The following is a 17,664-nucleotide window of genomic DNA, read 5'->3' as shown; positions in this document are numbered from 1 at the left end:
CGACTCCGAAGGGCGTCCTCATCAGGCCCCCAGGAAGTGCTTCCGGTAGCGCGATGGCAGGTCGGCCAGGCGCATCATCATCGGCAGGTCTGCGGCATTGAAGTCCGGATCCCAGGCCGGCGCGCCCAGCACCTTGGCGCCCAGACGCAGATACCCCTTGATCAGCGCAGGCGGCTCGACGTCGAGACTCGCGTCCAGCTCTTCGACCGGCAAAGGCAGGCGTGGTCGCACATGAAACTCGATGGACGCGAGGTGCTTTTCGCGCACCTGACGCCAGATGCTGGCGGCAGCATGGCCACCGCCGACCATGCCGTGCGGGCCCTGATGGGTCATTGGAATGCTGGCACAACCGATCATCGTGTCCAAGCGGTTGCGGACCATGAATTCGGCCAGCGCGCCCCAGAGGGCCATGATCACCCCCCCATGCCGGTGGTCCGGGTGCACACAGCTGCGGCCCAGCTCCACCATCCGGTCACGGATCGAACGCAGTCGGGTCAGGTCGAATTCGGTATCGCTGTAGGTGCATCCCACACGGCGTGCCTGTTCCGGTGTCAGCACGCGGTAGGTGCCAATAACTTCTGCGGTCGCGACATCCCTGACCAGCAGGTGCTCGCAATAGTCATCGAACAGATCGACGTCGTGACCGGGCACGGTGTTGGGCAGGATGGCGCCCATCTCGCCCGCGAACACGGCATACCGCAGACGTTGCGCCTCCCGGACCTCGTCCAGATGCCTGGCCCAGCTCACCGCAATGCCCGACGCGGCGGCCGTGCTTGCCACCATCTGCCGGGCCACCAGTGGGCCAGCCGGATGAAGCGACCCCCGGGGAAGGTGGGCCGGTGACAGATCGATGGTGGGCGTCGGCAGTTCTTTCATGGTTCACTCCTCTTTCACGGACTGGTGTCATTGTTGAAAGAAGTGATGACACTGCGGCGGCATTCTCATGAAGTCTTCATGACACCCAGTTTCCCGTCATGTGTGCGTAACTGCTGTGTCGCAGCGGTCAATGTCCGCCAGCGCTCCTCCATTTGTTCCACGATGCCCGACCAGTCTCTGGACAGCATGGTGCGACGGGCATTCATCCGCATGGGGTGCCCCGGATGCCATGCCTCCAGCACCTCGCACGCCCGACGCACAAAGCCCTCCTCGTCCTGCAGACCCGATGTCCATCCGTTGTGGCCGTTGATGATCAGTTCCCGAGCCGCTGCGTAGTCGAACGCCACCACCGCCAGGCCGCTGGCCAGCGCCTCGGCGGTCACATTGCCATAGGTTTCCGTTCGACTGGGAAACAGGAAGATGTCGGCGCTGGCGTAGCTCTGTGCGAGTTCAAGCCCACCCTGAACACCCAGCAGCAAGGCATCGGGACATTGGTTGGCGAGGTCATCCGCCATGGGGCCTTCGCCAATCACGACCAGGCGCAGGCTCTTGCGCCGCTGCTTCATGGCCTGGTAAGCGCGGATCAGCAAGTCGAGGTTTTTCTCGGCGGCCAGACGTCCCACATACAGCACCACCGGGTCATCGACGGCGACCCCCCAACGGGCTCGCACCAGCGGGCTTCTCAGTGCGGGGTCGAAGCGCTGGGTGTCCACCCCCCGACCCACCACGCTCAAGCGCTCGAATCCCATGGCAGCCAGCTCCTTGCGCAGGGTCTCGGTGGGCACCAGGGTCAGATCGGCCCGGTTGTGAAACTTGCGCAGATAGGTCAGGATGGTCTTGTTCAGCCATCCCAGTCCGTAATGACGGCTGTACGCGTGGAAATTGGTCCTGAAATCCGCACTCACCGGCAGACGCAGCTTGCGGGCCGCCTGCACCGCAGACCAGCCCAGAGGTCCCTCGGTGGCCACATGGACCAGATCGGGTCGACGCCTCTGCCACTGCGAGACCAAGGCGGCTTTGGCGGGCAGGCCCATGCGCAGTTGCGGGTAGCGCGGGATCGGCATGCCTCGCATCAGCAACTCCTGCAGACCTTCCACGGCCGTGCCTTGCGGCCCGCGCAAGGCCTGCCTCGGTCGCACCAGGTCAATCTCATGCCCACGCAACAGCAGGCCCTCGATCAGCCGTGCCACCGTCACCGCCACCCCATTGACCTCCGGAGGATAGGTTTCTGTCACCACCGCCAGGCGCAGACTGCGATGGGTCGGCAGCAGGTGGGTCATTTCAAGTGCTGGCTGGTCAGGGTGTTCCATGACCGCATGCTCATGCATGCGCATAACAGGCATGTGACAGCACCCCAACATCGAGCTTCTGCGGCCTCATGACAGGTTGAAGACCTGTCACAGGGCTTTCACCGGCGCCCACCAAGATGCCGCCGTCCCGGTCCGGGACATCTTGTGCCGTCATTTACCTCAAGCAAGGATGAACAACGTGAACGCATTTCTGGAAACACTGCGCATTCAACGCTGGGACGATCACCGCTATTACCACCACAGCCGTGTCAACCAGTCATTGCATCTGATCAGCGCCATCAGCTTCCTGGTGGCCTATGCGATGGTGTTTTCCGACCCGGCCACCGCCGCGCTGATTGCCTGGCTGGTGTCGATGGTCACACGCCAGGCAGGGCACTTCTTCTTCGAACCCAAGGGCTATGACGAGATCAACCAGGCCACGCACGAACACAAGGAAGCCATCAAGGTGGGCTACAACCTGCAGCGCAAGGTGGTGCTGATGGCCATCTGGGCCTTGTCTCCGCTGCTGCTGGTGCAGGAACCGGCCCTCTTCGGCTTGCTCGAACCTCATCAGGACTGGCAGGGCTTTGTCCACAACGTGGGCTTGCTCTGGTTCATGGTGGGGGTGGCCGGCCTGGTGTTCCGGATGCTTCAGCTTTTCGTGACCCAGGGTGTCGTCGCCGGTCTGGCCTGGGTCACCAAGATCCTCACCGACCCTTTCCACGACATCAAGCTCTATCACAAGGCCCCCTTGCATCTGCTGCGGGGCGAATGGATGGACCCCGGGCATCGCGCCCATTGATTTAGCCCTCCAGGGCGGTCGCGGCCCTTGGGCCGCGACTCAGGACTCCATCTGTCGTGGCCTCAAACCCAGCCGGGCCAAGACCATCTCCCCGAGCACCTGCCTCGCGATGCGCCCCCGGTCAAGCGCAGCACCCTGCCACCACCAGCCATCCCGACGCATGGCCTCGCATGCGGACAGCAGGCGTTGCAACACCACCTCCATCTCCTGGTCGGTGTAGCTGAGGTTGAACACGATCCGTCCGGTTCCCACCCAACTCAGTGCCAGGCCGGCGTCTCGCAGGTAGTACTGCAGCATCCAGTGGTAGCGACCCGCCTGTGTGTAGGTCAGCGTCCAGATCGTCGACAGCGCCTCCACCCGCACCGGGTACTCGGCATTCGCCAGCGCCTCGTTGAAACGTCGGGCATGAGATGACCAGCGTTCGTCCATCCCCTCGTACATCGCCTGAACCTCCGGGCTGTGCAAGGCTTGCAGGAACGCATTCATCGCCCCCATCACATAAGGATGGGCATTGAAGGTGCCGCGGGCAAAGCACAGATCGGCAGGGCGCTGCGGATCGAAACGGCGCATCAGATCCCGCTTGCCACAGACCACGCCCACGGGAAGCCCGCCGCCCAGGGTCTTGCCGTAGCAGACCATGTCCGCCTGAACCCCGAAATACTGCTGAGCCCCACCGGGCGCGAGACGAAATCCCACAAAGACCTCATCCAGGATCAGGACGATGCCGGTCTCATCGCATACGCGGCGCAGGCGCGCCAGCCAGTCGGCGTACGCCTGGCGGTCAAAGCCTGCGGACCGGCTTCCGTTCACCAGCGTGGAGTCCCCCGGTGCATTGCGGTTGGGGTGAAGCGCCTGCAAGGGATTCACCAGTACACAGGCGATGTCCTTGCGGCTGCGCAGCACGCGCAGGGCCCGGTCATCCATGTCTCGCAGGGTGTAGGTCTCCCGGGGTGGCAGGGGGTTGCCGGGACCCGGCTGCACGTCTTCCCACCAGCCGTGATAAGCGCCCGAGAACCTGACCAGATAGCGTTTGCCCGTGTGGTAGCGGGCCAGACGGACTGCCTGCATGACGGCCTCGGTGCCAGACATGTGAAAGCTCACCTCATCCAGACCGGAGATCGCCTGCAGCCTGGCCACGTTGTCTGCGACGCAGGGGTGGTATCCCCCCAGAACAGGTCCCAGTTGCTCACCCATGTGGCTGCCTTGAGCGATCAGCGCCTTGTAGGCATCCACCCCCAGCAGGTTGACGCCATAGGAACCGGTCAGATCCAGGTAGCGGTTGCCGTCCAGATCGATCAGTTCATTGCCTGTCGCCTCCGACCAGAAGGCGCCGACAGGCAGGTGCTTCATGACATGAGGACTGAACTGGAACGGCACCCGGTAGCGGCCCGTCAGTTGCAGGTCCGACAGTCCCGCACGGGCGGCGGCAGTCAGGTCCAGGGTGCGCGTGCTGCGGGCCTTCAGACGTTGCCCCAACGCCATGAAGCCAGCGCGGCGTTGCTGCTGGACCTCGGCGGGTGCTTCATCCACCCCGAAAAACTCTTCTTCGCCGTAGTGGTAGGCCGGAATCCAGCGCCCCAGACGCTTGGCCATGCGGGAGTGGCCGGTCAGCGACGGGTGTTTGCCCAGCGAGAGCAGCACGCGTCGCCTTGCTGCCGGCAGCCCCACCAGCAGGGCCGCTGCGGCGGCCACTGCGGTGAAAGTGATCTCAGGAGGGGTCATGTCATCGAGGTTTCAAGTGGCGGTGTGAAAGTTGTACGCACCGGCTTTGACACCACGATGAAACTCCAACAGCTCCGCGACCGACTGCTTCTTCAGGAAGACCTGAACTTCCTGCTCACCAACCGCATCCCCCGAATCCTGCTCACCCACGTCATGGGCTGGTACAGCCGGATTCGCAGTCCCTGGCTCACACGACTCAGCATCCGCGTCTGGCGCCTGTTCACGGAGCTCGACCTGGATGAAGCCCGTCAGCAGCACTTCGAGAGCTTGCGCGACTGCTTCATCCGCGAACTCAAACCCGGAGCCCGACCCATCGACCAGACCCCTGAAATTCTGGCGAGCCCCTGTGACGCCATTGTGGGTGCCCACGGGCGGCTGCAAGACACGCTGGCGCTGCAGGCCAAGGGCATGCCCTACCGCCTGGAGGAGCTGCTGGGGGACCCGGCGCTGGCCCGCGAGCATGCCGACTTCCGATACATCACGCTACGGCTGACGTCGAGCATGTACCACCGGTTTCACGCCCCTCACGACATGGACGTGAAACGTGTGACATACATCAGCGGCGACACCTGGAACGTGAACCCGATCGCCTTGCGGCGGGTACAGCGCCTGTTCTGCCGCAACGAGCGTGCCGTCATCGAAGCGCGGCTGACCGACAGCGGAGACCGCATCACCCTCGTTCCGGTGGCCGCCGTGCTGGTGGCCAGCATCCGCCTGCACTTTGCAGACGTGCTGCTGCACCTGCGCTACCGTGGCGCCAACCCGATCGCCTGCTCAGCACACCTGAGCAAGGGCCAGGAAATGGGCTGGTTCGAGCATGGCTCAACCATCATCCTGCTGGTGCCCGGGCATTTCGAGCTGGCCAACCACCTGGACGAAGGCAGCACCGTGCGCATGGGTCAGCCCCTGATGACTCGACGCACTGACACACCTTTGTCACAGCACTGACTTACGCTCACCCATCATCACCGGATGTTTCCATGAGCCTTTCACACGACGAACTGGTGCGCCGCATTGAGCGCGATCTGCTCGACAGCTACGACGAAGAACTGGAGCTGGAGATCGAGGACCGCGACCCGCAGGGGTACGAACGCAATGCCGACGGCACACAGACCGATGAACACAAGCAGGCCCGACTGGCCTATTTTCGTGAGTTGTTCAAGCTTCAGGGTGAGCTCGTCAAGCTGCAGGACTGGATCGCCACCACCCGCCAAAAGGTGGTCATCCTGTTCGAGGGTCGCGACGCAGCGGGCAAAGGTGGTGTCATCAAACGCATCACCCAGCGCCTGAATCCCCGCGTCTGCCGGGTGGTGGCCCTGCCCGCGCCCAACGACCGGGAGCGCACGCAGTGGTACTTCCAGCGCTATGCCCCGCATCTGCCCGCCGCCGGCGAAATGGTGCTGTTCGACCGCAGCTGGTACAACCGGGCTGGGGTCGAGAAGGTCATGGGTTTCTGCACCGATGAGGAGTACGAGGAGTTCTTCCGGTCGGTGCCCGAGTTCGAGCGCATGCTGGTCCGATCGGGCATCAAGGTGATCAAGTACTGGTTCTCCATCACCGACGATGAGCAGCACTTGCGCTTTCTGGGCCGCATCCACGACCCGCTCAAGCAGTGGAAGCTCAGCCCCATGGACCTGGAGAGCCGACGCCGCTGGGAAGATTACACCCGTGCCAAGGAAACCATGCTGGAGCGCACCCACATCCCGGAAGCCCCCTGGTGGGTGGTCCAGGCCGTGGACAAGAAGAAGGCGCGCCTGAACTGCATCCATCACCTGCTGGGGCAGTTTCCTTACCATGAGATCGAACGGCCCGAGGTGGTGCTGCCGGCCCGTGTCCGCAACCCGGACTATCTCAGGCACCCGGTGCCCCAGGAGATGGTGGTGCCCGAGGTTTACTGAGCAGACACTGCTTCAACTGGCTGCGACCAGACGCTGCCAGAATACGGGTCTGTGACTCCTCGCGACCGTTCTTCCTCCGACCTGGCCACCCTGCCGGCGCCAGCCCTGGCGCTGCAGGTCCATCCGGCATCGGCGTGGCACCCCGACCTCACGGTGATGGCAAGCCTGGCCCTGGCCGGGACGTTGGATGGTCCAGCCCTGCTGATCGACTACCGGATCCATGGCGATCTGAACGATCTGAAAGTCCCGCCGCCGACCGATCCGGTGGCCACCGATGGCCTGTGGCAACACACCTGCGCAGAGGCCTTTCTGGGACTGGCCCAGGCTTCCGCCTACCGGGAGTTCAATTTCTCACCGTCCAGCCAGTGGGCGAGCTACGCCTTCGAGGACGAGCGCGTACGTGCGTCTGCTTCTGTGCCCGTCGGCCACGCCTGCCCGGCTGTGTCGTGTTCGGCCACCAGCGACACCCTTCGCGTCCTGGCACTCATTCCCGCACCGCTGTGGCCGGCGCCAGGTCCGTGCCTGATCGGTCTGACCACCGTGCTCGAGCACCAGGACGGCCGCCTGTCATACTGGGCGCTCGCGCACCCCAAGGATCGGCCTGACTTTCACGACCGACAGGCTTGGACTCCCCTTCCCTTTTCACTTTCCGGACATCGCCCGTCCTGACGCCTGCACCTGCCATGCTTTTCGGCATCGAACGCTTCCTCCAATCTCCTGAACTGCGTGCACCCCTGGCGGGCCGTCGCGTGGCCCTGCTGGCTCACCCGGCCTCTGTCACCCGTGACCTGACTCACTCGCTGGACGCGCTGGCCTCCTTGCCTGACGTCCGACTGAGCGCCGCCTTCGGCCCCCAGCACGGGCTGCGCGGCGACAAGCAGGACAACATGGTGGAGTCCCCTGACTTCATCGATCCGCGGCACGGCATCCCCGTGTTCAGCCTGTACGGCGAAGTGCGGCGCCCCACCGACGCCATGATGGACAGCTTCGATGTCCTGCTGGTGGACCTGCAAGACCTGGGTTGTCGCATCTACACCTTCATCACCACGCTGCGTTACGTGCTGGAAGCCGCCGCCCGGCATGGCAAGGCGGTCTGGGTGCTGGACCGCCCCAACCCGGCGGGTCGCCCTGTGGAAGGTCTGACGCTGCGCCCGGGCTGGGAGAGCTTTGTGGGCGCCGGGCCCATGCCCATGCGCCATGGCATGACCATGGGTGAGCTGGGTCACTGGTTTATCGCGCATCTGGGCCTGGACCTCGAATACCAGGTGATCCGCATGGAAGGCTGGCAGCCAGACGAAGGTCCCGGGTTCGGCTGGCCCCTGCTGGAGCGCAGCTGGGTCAACCCCAGCCCCAACGCACCCAACCTCTCGATGGCCCGGGCCTATGCGGGCACCGTCATGCTGGAAGGAACCACCTTGTCCGAAGGACGCGGCACCACCCGACCGCTGGAGCTCTTTGGCGCGCCGGACATCGACGCTCGCCGCCTGATGGCCGACATGCAGCGGCTGGCGCCCCAATGGCTGATGGGCTGCCGGCTGCGGGAATGCTGGTTCGAGCCGACCTTCCACAAACATGTGGGTCAGCTGTGTGCAGGTATCCAGATCCATGTCGACGATCCGGGGTATTACCAACACCAGGCCTTCATGCCATGGCGTCTTCAGTCGCTGGCATTCAAGGCCTTGCGCCTGCAGCAGCCCGACTATCCGCTGTGGCGGGATTTTCCCTACGAGTACGAACACGACCGCCTGGCCATCGACCTCATCAACGGGAGCCCCCTGCTGCGCGAGTGGGTCGACGACGCCAAGGCCTGCCCAGGCGATCTCGATACGCTGGCTCTCACCGATGAGCAAGCATGGTCCGAGGAGCGCCAGCAGTACCTTCTCTACTGACAATGCCAGACTTGGGACGACAGACAGTTTTTTGCACGAGGGTGCTAAACTGAGCCATGGATGCCAAAACGCGTAAATCCGAGCTCACCCGCGCGGCCATCATCGACGCAGCGCTGGAATTGGCGCGGTCACGCGGCATCGCCGCGATTTCCATGCGGAGCATTGCGGACAGTCTCCAGATCTCCAAGAGTGGCGTCTTTTCGCGGGTAGGTTCCATCGAGGCACTGCAACAGGCGGTGATCGAAGAATATGGTCGTCGCTTCTTTGCCGAGGTGTTCCTGCCTGCCATGAAGCAGCCCAGGGGTCTTCCGCGACTGAACGCCATCATGGAACGCTGGCTGCAGTGGTTTGTGAGCAGCGACCACACGGCCGGCGCCTTGCATGAGGCCGCCGCGTTCAGCACCGACCCTATGGATGCCGTCATCGTGGCCGCCATCCGGGACAGCCTGCAGTCGTGGGTGTCGACCACACGGCGCACGGTGGTCCAGGCCATGCAGGAAGGTCACCTGCGCGCCGACATGGACCCGGACGACCTCCTTTACGAAATGCACAGCCTGCTGCTGGGGGTATTGTTTGTCCACGCCTTTCTGCACGACAGAAAGGTGGTGGCACGCTGCCAGCGCTCCTACCAGCGGCTGATCAGCAACTACCTACCCTGACCAGCCTGGGAATCCGGGTCCCACTGCCTTGGGACGGAGCCTCTTTGCCCAACCAGACGCAATCGGCCAGTTGAGGAAACCGCAGCGCCACTTGCGGATACAGCCAGCTGGCCACCATGCAGCGGATTTCACGGCTGCTGGACAGGCGTCCCGAGAGCCGGTGGCCAGCGTACAGGGTCCTCGCCATGTGCCGTACCCGCAAGGTGGCGGTCGATGCCAGCCAGTCCAGCAAGCCCTCAGGTGTGCCGAGCCCGCAGCTTCGGATCAGGTCAGACGCCAACTCATCCAGCGCCTGCACCGCCATGATCTCCACCTGATCCTGCTCGGACCACTGGCGTGTGAAGGGCCGGCGACGGCCCAGGCTGCGCCAGTTCATACCTTGAGCCGGCCATCGGCCCCGAGAATGCCGAGGCCAACATACTTTGAACCCACCCGACCGGCGGCAGGGCTGTAGTCGACACTGAAGCCACCCAGATCCAGGTTGCGGATCGAAGCGACGCCCTGCCGCACCTTCTCGCGCCCAGCACCCTTGCCTGCGCGGGTCAGGGCCTCGACCATGATGCGCGCGTTCACATACCCTTCCAGGCTGCCGGAGTCGAAGGTCCTGGCCCCCATGGCGGTCATGGCCGCTTGATAGTCACGCACCAGTTTGTGCTTGGCTTGCCAGGGATCCGGGAACACCGTGGTCAACCCCACCCCCTGCACCAGTCCACCCAGCTGGCGGATACCGTCCTGGGTCAGCGATGCACTCACCCCGGCGATCGGCAACATCGTCGACTGTTTGCGCAAGCCGGCCACCAGGGCCGTCGTGGCGGCGCCCGCGGTGCCAAGCAGGACCGCCGAAGGTTTGGCCTGCTTGATGGCGGCAAGCACCGATTCCATGTTGGCGCCATCGGTGGCCAGCGCCACGGTGGCGACGGCCTTGATGCCAACCTGGGTCATGGCCTTGACGGCATCCTCCAGCACCTCGCGGCCGTAGGGGTTGTCCAGGTGCACCACGGCCAGATCCTTGATGCCCATGGAGACCAAACTGCCCACCAGTCGTTGGATCTCGTCGGTGTAACTGGCACGCACATGGAACAGATGACGGAAGTCCGACCGGCGCAGGCTGGCGGCACCGGTCAGGGGGGCCAGATGGGTGATACCGGCCTCTTCCACCACTGGGGTGATGGCGGCGTTGTTCGGCGTGCCCAGACATCCCATCAGAGCGACCACATTGCTGTCACCCAGCAGCTTGCGGACGTTCTCCACGCTGCGGGCAGGCACATAGGCGTCATCCAGCACATCAAAGCGCACGGTGCGACCGTTCACGCCACCTTGTGCGTTGATCTGGCTGAAGGCCGCGTCGACACCCGCCTTCATGCCCATGCCCAGAGAGCCTAACGGGCCGCTCAGGGCTGCCGTGCACCCGACCACCACAGCATCATCCTTATTTTGCGCACTAGCGTGCGAAATTAAGGCAACGGAGGAGGCACCGACGGCCAATGCGGAAGTGTGAGCTAGAAACTGTCTGCGCTTCATGATGGGGGTTGTGTAATGAATTTGACGCAAGGGACCGCGAAAATTCCGGCAGGGGCATTGAAACCGGTACAGAAGTGTACCAACCGATACCCGGTAGCGTACAAATTTTAAGGACGATTGTCCGAATTTTGATACCCAGACCTTCAACCCGTTCCAGAGGAACACACTTCTGTGAAACCCATCACACCTGCCCCGACGATGCGAAGCGACTCCTTGGACGATGCGGTCCTGGCGACACTGGCCAGGCTGACGGCAGGTCTGTCTCCGTCTTCCATGATTCAGGCCATGACAGCCTGGTGGACATCCCTGGCCTGCTCCCCGGCCGAGCAATCGAGATGCATGACGGTGACATTTCAGTTGATGCTTGATCACTGGGAGGGCCGCGACCGCGAGCCTACGGACACCCGCTTCTCTGACCGCCGTTGGCATGGCTGGCCCTGGTTGACCATGGCAAGAACCCATGAAACAGCCACGCAGTGGTGGGAGCAGGTCACCAGAATCGACGGCATGCCCGACCATGCCCGGGAACAGATGTCTTTCTACGCCCGCCAGTGGCTGGACCTGCTCGCACCGAGCAACCTGCTGGCCACCAATCCGCACGCCCTGGGCAAAGCGATGGAGACACTGGGAGGAAGCCTACACCAAGGCTGGCTGCTCGCGCTCGAGGATCTGCGTGAAGCTGCCACGGCAGATCCGACCCCAAAAGACATGGCACTGACGCCAGGCGCCAAACTGGCCACCACGCCGGGCCAGGTTGTCCTGAGAAATCACCTGGTGGAACTCATTCAGTACGCACCCACCACATCCAAGGTGCAGGCGGCTCCGGTATTCATTGTGCCTTCATGCATCATGAAGTACTACATTCTGGACCTCTCACCCCACAACTCCATGGTGCGGTGGCTGGTGGATCAGGGCCACACGGTGTTCATGGTGTCCTGGCGAAATCCGGATGCCGCCGATGCCCATCTGACTTTTGACGACTACGTGCGTCAAGGTGTGCTGGAGCCCCTTGCCCTCATACATGCCCTATGCCGCCAACCGGTTCACCTCGTCGGCTATTGCCTGGGCGGAACCTTCGCAGCGGTGGCGGCGGCTGCGCTGGCGCGCGAACATCCCCCACAACCCGTGACCCCGCTCGCGGGACTGACCCTGATGGCAGCAGAAACGGACTTTTCAGAGCCCGGGGAGATGGGCGTCCTGATCGACGAGGCCCAGGTCAAGATGCTGGAAGCGATGATGGGCAGCCAGGGTTTCCTCTCCGGCAGGCAGATGGCCGGCTCCTTCCAGTTTCTGCACGCAAGGGATCTTGTCTGGGCCAGACGTACACAACGCTGGCTCCTGGGGGAAGAGACCGCCGGCAACGACCTCATGGCCTGGAATGCAGACGTCACACGCCTGCCCGCGACGATGCACAGCCAATATCTGCGCCGCATGTACCTGGACAACGCGCTGGCCAACGGTCGTTACCGCTTTGAGGGAAGGCCCGTGAATCTTCGGGACATCCGGGCACCCCTGTTCGTCGTGGGCACGGAGAAGGACCATGTCTCGCCATGGCGATCCGTATTCAAGATCCATCAGCTGGCTGACGTTCCGATTCGCTTCGTCCTTACCAATGGAGGACACAACGCGGGCATCGTTTCCGAGCCAGGGCATGCCCATCGGCATTACCGCTGGGGCGACACGGCCTCGGACGGGGCCCGACCGACACCGGAGCAGTGGTTGCAGCAGGCCACCGCCTGCGAGGGCAGCTGGTGGCTGGCCTGGAGCGATTGGTTGACACAACGGGCAACCGGCCCTGAGGTCGCACCCCGCCACCCGGATTCGAGTGCCGGATTGGGTGCCGCCCCCGGGCACTACGTCCACGTGCGCTATGCGGACTGAGTTGCCGCCCCTTCGTCGGTGACCTGCAGACCGGGCAGCGGCGGCCTCGGGATCCTGAGCTTGTCCCGGGGCGCGAGCACACGCGCCAGGCCGGAAATCACGACCTCTTCATGCTGATTGCGCACGTGGCAATCCAGGTCAAGATGCCGGTGCTTCTCGTCAATGGCAATGACCACGACCTCCACCGTCAGGGTGTCGCCCAGGTGGACCGGCCGAGAAAAGCGCAATTGCTGCTCCAGATAGATCGTCCCGGGTCCAGGAAAGACGGTGCCGAGCAATGCGGAGATCAACGCGCCACCCCACATGCCGTGGGCGATGACACCATGGAACACGGTCCCTGCCGCGTACTCGGGGTCAAGATGGGCGGGATTCACGTCTCCCGACACAGCAGCAAAGGCCAGAATGTCCTCGCGCCTGAGGGTGCGCAGCAGCCGTGCCTTTTGTCCGAGCACAATTTCGTCGATCGTGTGGTTTTCCAGCCAGTCACTCATACATTCACTCCATTTCTCAACTGACCGCGTGGCAGCCGCCGTCCACAAAGATGGTCTGACCTGTCATGCCCGTGGACGCATCGCTGCAGAGGAAAGCGCACAGCGCGCCGATTTCGTCCAGCGTCACCAACCTGCCCAATGGCGCCTTGCGGATCGCACTGGCCATCAACTCGTCAAAGTCTTCAATGCCCGAGGCGGCGCGGGTCGGCACGGGACCTGGAGAGATCGCATGAACCCGGATGCCGAGAGGCCCGAGCTCCAGCGACATGTACCTGACCAAGGCTTCAAGCGCGGCCTTGACCGGTCCCATCATGCCGTAGTGGGCCACCGCCTCGTCCGCACCGAGGTAGCTCATCGCCAGCAAGCTCCCGCCGTTGTGCATGAAGGGCGCGCACAGCCCGGCAATTCGAGCAAAGGAATGGGCGGACACATCCATCGCCTGACTGAAACCTTGGCGAGAACTGCGAGCCACCGGCCCGTGAAGATCGGCCAGTGGCGCCCAGGCGATCGAATGCACAACAAAGTCCAGCCGCCCCCAAGTCTGCACGCAATGGGCAACCACATCCGACAACTCGCCATCGTGCATGACGTCGCAATTGAGCAGCTGCACATGGAGGGCATCGGTCAGGGGCTGCACATGCTGTCTTGCCTTGTCGTTGAGGCAAGTCGCCACAACTTCGGCGCCCATCGCGTGCAACCGGCGCAGGCACCCCCACGCGATGCTGTGCTCATTGGCCACTCCCAGCACCAGCCCACGCTTGCCCTGCAGGTGAATGGAGTCGGGGAGGGGTAGACGTCCGTTCACGGTTGCACCCCCTGGTGCTTGCGTTCCCCTTTGCCCTTTGCCTGATCCTTTCCGTGATTCTTGCCTGGCTTGTGTACGTCAGACTCGCCAGGGATGGGTGCTTGCTCCTGACCACGAAGTTTCCTCAGCCCGTCGACCAGGGCCGTATCAGGAATGGCCTCGATCGAAAGCTGGCCAAGGTACACCTGGCCATTGTTGGCGTCCAGCGTGATCAAGTCCCCTTCGCGCACCACTACGTCCGAGAAGCGAATAGTCCTGGCCGCCAAGTCGATGCGCATGCCCGAGCAGGCCACCAGACAAGGCTTGCCCAGCTGGCGCGCCACCACTGCCGCGTGGGACGTGCGGGCGCCGCGCTGGGTCAGCAGGCCCACCGAGACATGCAGACCTGCGATGTCCTCGGTGCGGGCGTCGCTGCGCACCAGCACAACCGGGGCGCCAGTCCTGGCACGCTCCTGTGCCATCTCGGGGTCGAGTGTCACCTCCCCGCAGACCACCCCGGGGCAGGCCACATCCGCTGCTGCCAGCAGGATCGGAGCCTTTGCTCCATCGGCGACCAGCTGATGGTCGACCAGATCTTCTTCCCGAATGTCACGGGTACGGTCAATCGCCTGCTGGCGATCAATCAGGCCCTCCTCCAGCATGTCCAGTGCGATCCGCATCGCGGCCTTGGTCGTCCGTTTGCCCGCGCGGGTCTGCAGAAGAAATAGGTCTCCATCCTGTACCGTGAACTCCAGATCCTGCATGTCTTTGAAGTGCTGCTCCAGGCGCCCTGCCGCCTCCTGCAGCTTCGCCCAGGCTTGCGGGGCGCTCTGGTGCATGGCCAGGTGGCCGTGTGCATTGCGCTGGCCACCCACCACGTCCTCGCCCTGGGCATTGATCAGATAGTCCATCCACAGGCCAGGGGCACCCGTGGTCGGATTGCGCGTGAAGCCAACCCCTGCACCCGAATGCCAACCGGTATTGCCAAACACCATGCGCTGGATAGTGACCGCCGTCCCCATCGTGTCCTTGATGCGGTTGAGTTCGCGATAGTGTCTGGCCTTGGGTTTGTCCCACGAATGGAAGACGGCCATCACGGCGGCATTGAGCTGGTCACGAGGGTCCTGGGGAAAGGCCTTGCCGGTATGAGACAGATAGATGTCCATGTTCCGCCTGGCCAGCGTCCGGTGTTCGCAGAAGTCCAGCGACCTCACATCGCGCCCATCAGCCACCTCATCCAGAGCAGCCTCGAATGCGGTGTCGGGAACCCCGGCTACCACGGTTCCAAACAAGTGCACCAGTCGCCGATAGGCATCCCAGACGAACCGAGGGTTGCCTGTCTGACGCAGCAAGCCCTGCACAGTGCGGTCGCACAGGCCCACGTTGAGCAGGGTCTCCAGCATGCCGGGCATGGAGACTGGCGCGCCCGATCTCACCGACACCACCAGTGGCGCGCGTTCATCGCCCAGCTTCAGGCCGGTGGCTGACTCCATCGCCGGCAGGCCCCAGGCATTGAGCGGCAGCAAACAGGACTCCGGCGCAAAGGTGTATTCGGTGCCGATCACCAGGGCGGCCGGAACTGGCAGACCCAATCGGGCCATCTCCAGCAGGTTGAAGGCCTTGCCGCCCATGGTCTGACGGTCGGCGCCAGGCGCCAGCTCCGACGAGCCGTTGGCAATCAGGAAGAAGGCCTTGGGCCAATGCGTGTTCTTGCTCATGCCTGCACTCCGCTCTTCTCGAAGACGATCTTGCGCAGCGAATAGGCTGCGCCCAGTAGATGATCGGTGGCACTTTCGATGGTGGACGCCAGTTCGGTGGTTAACTGCATCGCGGCCGCTTGCGCACTCAGGTTCCGAACAATCTCCGTTCTTGCTGCCCTGTGCAGGTCATCGCAGACCCTCTCGGCCCGCAGAATTCGCCACAGCGCCTGGAGAAACTCCTCTCCCTCCACCTGGGCCACGTTGTCGTGCAGATGGCGTGCCATCTCAATGGCACGGATCTGGTCCTGAACGGCCGCCAGCGTGGCTTCTGCCAGCCTGCTCAATGACTCCCGGACCAACTGGGGCATGGTCGCGACGGCGGGTTGCTCCGTCAGATTGAGCAGAAAGATCGACTCTTCCACCACGTCTGCCACGTCATCCATGCGATCCAGCAGGTCCAGCATCGGCATCCACCTGGCCTGTCGCTCGGCCCGCTGACGCGCCTCCGTCAGCAGGTGGTCGGCCTGTCGCTCCCACGTCTTGGCCCGTTGCACCCGCCGCTGCCCCGCGGCAGGATCGGCATCGGCCAACAGCCCTTGCGTCAACTCCTCGGCCAGCGCATGGCAAAAGGCGGCGTGCTCGGCCAGAAGATCAAACTCGAAGGTGCGCTTTCGCATCGCGCGCGCCAGCAGCATCCGCGCTTCATCGGCCACCAGGGCTGTGGGGTGCTGCTCCCTCAGTGTCAGGCTGGCCGAGCGCATCAAGGCCAGCAAGTAATCGCGCGCGGCAGCTTCACCCAGCACCTGATCCAGGCGGTCTCCCACCCGGAAGGCATCGCCGTTGACGGCCTGCATCGCCTCGAACACCAGCCGATCCGCTCCAGCCAGCAGCCAGGCCATGTGACCCATGTTTTCCCGCGCCAGTTGCTCCAGAATCTCGACGGCCACCGGTTTTCTCACGAACGGCTGCAGTCGTTTGCGTGCCCTGTTCCAGTCAATCACGAACACGATGCGCGACGCCGCCATCTCCAGCGCCTCCCTGAGCCGACTCTCGTGACGCGAGCGCAACCACGCGTGCCCGACCTGATATGGCTTGCCGGCGTTGAGTGACCCATGGGTCTGGACTGGCATGGCCTCCCAGTCAAAGCCGAGGGACTGCAGCATGCGCCCGAAAAACTCAAAGCGCGCCACATGCAGGTCCGAGTACGTCAGGCTCAGCTCACCGGGCGACCACTGCAGCACCAGCACATGGGCGTCGTTGGTGCCGATATCGTTCTGGACCAGAAGACGGTCGCCGTCCCGCGTCACAGCGGTGTCCAGACCCGGATGGCCAAACTTCAGCGGTGCAGTGGCATGGATGCCGCGCTGGAAAGCCTCCACCCATTCACGGTCACCGGGCGCGATCTGCCAGACATGCGCCCCCATGATGTCTTCGGTTGCCACCTCGGCCGCCATGGCGTTGATGGCCTTGTGAAGGTCCATGACCAGCAGGTGCAGGCTGTCCGACCGGTGGTGATCGCCATGGGTGATTTCGGCCAGCGCGTCGTCGGAAAGGCCCTCCTCGTCCTGAAGCTGCTCCAGGCGGGCCAGCCACGCATCCCGGCGCGCTGTCAGTGCGGCATCCGGATGAGAGCCGCGCTCGCAGGCGGGCCTGGCCATGACATGCAGATCGCGGGAAAGCGCAGCGATCCACTCGTCGACCCGGGGCACGAACAGCACATCGTCGGCGCGGTAGGCCCCCCGACCAAAGCCGGCCAGCCACGCCTGCTCCTGCAAACCAAGCCGGCCGATCTCTGCTTTCCAGTCCACCTGACCCGGCTGTGGATGCGTCGCCTGCTGGGCCACCGATTGCATCAGACTCAGGTAGAACTTCAGACGGTCGTTGGCCGCCAGTGCTGCCTTGATCCACGCGGGCAGCAGCAGTGATTCCTGCCCCAAGGCCTCCACGGCCGCCGTTTTCTCCATGTGCCATCCCTCCCGAATGTGATGGCTTTTCATGGTGTCGGACCTGTATGGCATCGCCATGACAGGTCACCCGATCGGTATGGACGTCCGGGGCAATGTCATCAAATCGTCACAAAAATGGCGGCTCGAACAGTTACGCTTGCGACCAAGGGTAATCCCTTAGCTGAGTCAATTCGCAAACGATCCGT

Annotated in this window: 16 protein-coding genes; 7 read left to right on the top strand and 9 right to left on the bottom strand. The window is 63.6% G+C overall.

Going from position 1 to position 17,664, the window contains the following annotated elements; all coding sequences use genetic code 11:
- Positions 1 to 21: 21 nt before the first annotated feature.
- Together ACFQNJ_RS14655 and ACFQNJ_RS14650 are read right to left on the bottom strand one after the other, a co-directional pair.
- Entirely contained in the window at positions 22 to 876 is an 855-nt protein-coding gene (locus ACFQNJ_RS14655) for a GNAT family N-acetyltransferase (RefSeq protein WP_382258920.1), read from the bottom strand.
- 65 nt (positions 877 to 941) lie between these two features.
- Complete coding sequence (locus ACFQNJ_RS14650; RefSeq protein ID WP_382258917.1) at positions 942 to 2,186, bottom strand: glycosyltransferase family 4 protein; 1,245 nt, start codon at positions 2,184 to 2,186, stop codon at positions 942 to 944.
- Positions 2,187 to 2,355: 169 nt separating this feature from the next.
- Between ACFQNJ_RS14650 and ACFQNJ_RS14645 the strand changes: the two genes are divergently transcribed.
- Entirely contained in the window at positions 2,356 to 2,967 is a 612-nt protein-coding gene (locus ACFQNJ_RS14645) for a hypothetical protein (RefSeq protein ID WP_382258914.1), read from the top strand.
- Between the two features lie 39 nt (positions 2,968 to 3,006).
- Here the strand turns inward: ACFQNJ_RS14645 and ACFQNJ_RS14640 are convergent, their stop codons facing one another.
- Positions 3,007 to 4,689: an aminotransferase class III-fold pyridoxal phosphate-dependent enzyme gene (locus ACFQNJ_RS14640; RefSeq protein WP_382258911.1), complete on the bottom strand. Its 1,683-nt coding sequence runs from the start codon at positions 4,687 to 4,689 to the stop codon at positions 3,007 to 3,009.
- A 57-nt stretch (positions 4,690 to 4,746) separates the two neighbouring features.
- On the opposite strand from ACFQNJ_RS14640, the gene asd reads away from it, so the two are divergent.
- The 5 genes from asd to ACFQNJ_RS14615 are packed head-to-tail and all read left to right on the top strand — an operon-like array spanning position 4,747 to position 9,135.
- The gene (gene asd, locus ACFQNJ_RS14635; protein ID WP_382258908.1) at positions 4,747 to 5,637 is read left to right on the top strand and encodes an archaetidylserine decarboxylase; all 891 of its coding nucleotides are present in this window, start codon (positions 4,747 to 4,749) and stop codon (positions 5,635 to 5,637) included.
- A 32-nt stretch (positions 5,638 to 5,669) separates the two neighbouring features.
- Positions 5,670 to 6,587: a polyphosphate kinase 2 gene (gene ppk2 / locus ACFQNJ_RS14630; RefSeq protein ID WP_374639825.1), complete on the top strand. Its 918-nt coding sequence runs from the start codon at positions 5,670 to 5,672 to the stop codon at positions 6,585 to 6,587.
- Positions 6,588 to 6,638: 51 nt separating this feature from the next.
- Entirely contained in the window at positions 6,639 to 7,256 is a 618-nt protein-coding gene (locus ACFQNJ_RS14625) for a DOMON-like domain-containing protein (protein WP_382258905.1), read from the top strand.
- A 14-nt stretch (positions 7,257 to 7,270) separates the two neighbouring features.
- Positions 7,271 to 8,476, top strand: coding sequence for an exo-beta-N-acetylmuramidase NamZ family protein (locus ACFQNJ_RS14620; RefSeq protein WP_382258902.1), 1,206 nt, complete (start codon positions 7,271 to 7,273; stop codon positions 8,474 to 8,476).
- 56 nt (positions 8,477 to 8,532) lie between these two features.
- Positions 8,533 to 9,135: a TetR/AcrR family transcriptional regulator gene (locus ACFQNJ_RS14615; RefSeq protein WP_382258899.1), complete on the top strand. Its 603-nt coding sequence runs from the start codon at positions 8,533 to 8,535 to the stop codon at positions 9,133 to 9,135.
- Here the strand turns inward: ACFQNJ_RS14615 and ACFQNJ_RS14610 are convergent.
- Together ACFQNJ_RS14610 and ACFQNJ_RS14605 are read right to left on the bottom strand one after the other, a co-directional pair.
- Positions 9,116 to 9,511: a hypothetical protein gene (locus tag ACFQNJ_RS14610; RefSeq protein ID WP_374639829.1), complete on the bottom strand. Its 396-nt coding sequence runs from the start codon at positions 9,509 to 9,511 to the stop codon at positions 9,116 to 9,118. The genes ACFQNJ_RS14615 and ACFQNJ_RS14610 overlap by 20 nt on opposite strands.
- Positions 9,508 to 10,656, bottom strand: coding sequence for an ABC transporter substrate-binding protein (locus tag ACFQNJ_RS14605; protein WP_382258896.1), 1,149 nt, complete (start codon positions 10,654 to 10,656; stop codon positions 9,508 to 9,510). The genes ACFQNJ_RS14610 and ACFQNJ_RS14605 overlap by 4 nt, the downstream gene beginning before the upstream one ends.
- A gap of 198 nt (positions 10,657 to 10,854) precedes the next feature.
- On the opposite strand from ACFQNJ_RS14605, the gene ACFQNJ_RS14600 reads away from it, so the two are divergent.
- Positions 10,855 to 12,537: a PHA/PHB synthase family protein gene (locus ACFQNJ_RS14600; RefSeq protein ID WP_382258894.1), complete on the top strand. Its 1,683-nt coding sequence runs from the start codon at positions 10,855 to 10,857 to the stop codon at positions 12,535 to 12,537.
- Here the strand turns inward: ACFQNJ_RS14600 and ACFQNJ_RS14595 are convergent.
- Genes ACFQNJ_RS14595 through ACFQNJ_RS14580 form a run of 4 tightly spaced genes read right to left on the bottom strand, consistent with a single transcriptional unit; the run spans position 12,525 to position 17,509 of the window.
- Complete coding sequence (locus tag ACFQNJ_RS14595) at positions 12,525 to 13,028, bottom strand: MaoC/PaaZ C-terminal domain-containing protein (RefSeq protein WP_382258891.1); 504 nt, start codon at positions 13,026 to 13,028, stop codon at positions 12,525 to 12,527. The two genes, ACFQNJ_RS14600 and ACFQNJ_RS14595, sit on opposite strands and share 13 nt — an antisense overlap.
- Positions 13,029 to 13,044: 16 nt before the next feature.
- Positions 13,045 to 13,833 (bottom strand): enoyl-ACP reductase FabI, encoded by a 789-nt coding sequence (gene fabI, locus ACFQNJ_RS14590; RefSeq protein ID WP_382258888.1) that lies wholly within the window; start codon positions 13,831 to 13,833, stop codon positions 13,045 to 13,047.
- Entirely contained in the window at positions 13,830 to 15,530 is a 1,701-nt protein-coding gene (locus ACFQNJ_RS14585; RefSeq protein WP_382258885.1) for a PEP/pyruvate-binding domain-containing protein, read from the bottom strand. Before ACFQNJ_RS14585 ends, fabI begins: the two co-directional genes overlap by 4 nt.
- Positions 15,527 to 17,509: a DUF47 domain-containing protein gene (locus ACFQNJ_RS14580; protein WP_382258882.1), complete on the bottom strand. Its 1,983-nt coding sequence runs from the start codon at positions 17,507 to 17,509 to the stop codon at positions 15,527 to 15,529. Before ACFQNJ_RS14580 ends, ACFQNJ_RS14585 begins: the two co-directional genes overlap by 4 nt.
- Positions 17,510 to 17,664 lie beyond the last annotated feature (155 nt).

Origin of the sequence: Hydrogenophaga bisanensis (assembly GCF_042665135.1) — a bacterium.
Taxonomy (GTDB): domain Bacteria; phylum Pseudomonadota; class Gammaproteobacteria; order Burkholderiales; family Burkholderiaceae_C; genus Hydrogenophaga; species Hydrogenophaga bisanensis.
Note: the sequence above shows the minus strand (reverse complement) of the source record. Positions and strands in the feature narration are given on the sequence as shown.

Coding starts and splice junctions, on each gene's coding strand:
- ACFQNJ_RS14655 (WP_382258920.1), bottom strand. CDS start 876: ATGAAAGAACTGCCGACGCCCACCATCGATCTGTCACCGGCCCACCTT.
- ACFQNJ_RS14650 (WP_382258917.1), bottom strand. CDS start 2,186: ATGGAACACCCTGACCAGCCAGCACTTGAAATGACCCACCTGCTGCCG.
- ACFQNJ_RS14645 (WP_382258914.1), top strand. CDS start 2,356: ATGAACAACGTGAACGCATTTCTGGAAACACTGCGCATTCAACGCTGG.
- ACFQNJ_RS14640 (WP_382258911.1), bottom strand. CDS start 4,689: ATGACCCCTCCTGAGATCACTTTCACCGCAGTGGCCGCCGCAGCGGCC.
- asd (WP_382258908.1), top strand. CDS start 4,747: ATGAAACTCCAACAGCTCCGCGACCGACTGCTTCTTCAGGAAGACCTG.
- ppk2 (WP_374639825.1), top strand. CDS start 5,670: ATGAGCCTTTCACACGACGAACTGGTGCGCCGCATTGAGCGCGATCTG.
- ACFQNJ_RS14620 (WP_382258902.1), top strand. CDS start 7,271: ATGCTTTTCGGCATCGAACGCTTCCTCCAATCTCCTGAACTGCGTGCA.
- ACFQNJ_RS14615 (WP_382258899.1), top strand. CDS start 8,533: ATGGATGCCAAAACGCGTAAATCCGAGCTCACCCGCGCGGCCATCATC.
- ACFQNJ_RS14610 (WP_374639829.1), bottom strand. CDS start 9,511: ATGAACTGGCGCAGCCTGGGCCGTCGCCGGCCCTTCACACGCCAGTGG.
- ACFQNJ_RS14605 (WP_382258896.1), bottom strand. CDS start 10,656: ATGAAGCGCAGACAGTTTCTAGCTCACACTTCCGCATTGGCCGTCGGT.
- ACFQNJ_RS14600 (WP_382258894.1), top strand. CDS start 10,855: ATGCGAAGCGACTCCTTGGACGATGCGGTCCTGGCGACACTGGCCAGG.
- ACFQNJ_RS14595 (WP_382258891.1), bottom strand. CDS start 13,028: ATGAGTGACTGGCTGGAAAACCACACGATCGACGAAATTGTGCTCGGA.
- ACFQNJ_RS14585 (WP_382258885.1), bottom strand. CDS start 15,530: ATGAGCAAGAACACGCATTGGCCCAAGGCCTTCTTCCTGATTGCCAAC.
- ACFQNJ_RS14580 (WP_382258882.1), bottom strand. CDS start 17,509: ATGAAAAGCCATCACATTCGGGAGGGATGGCACATGGAGAAAACGGCG.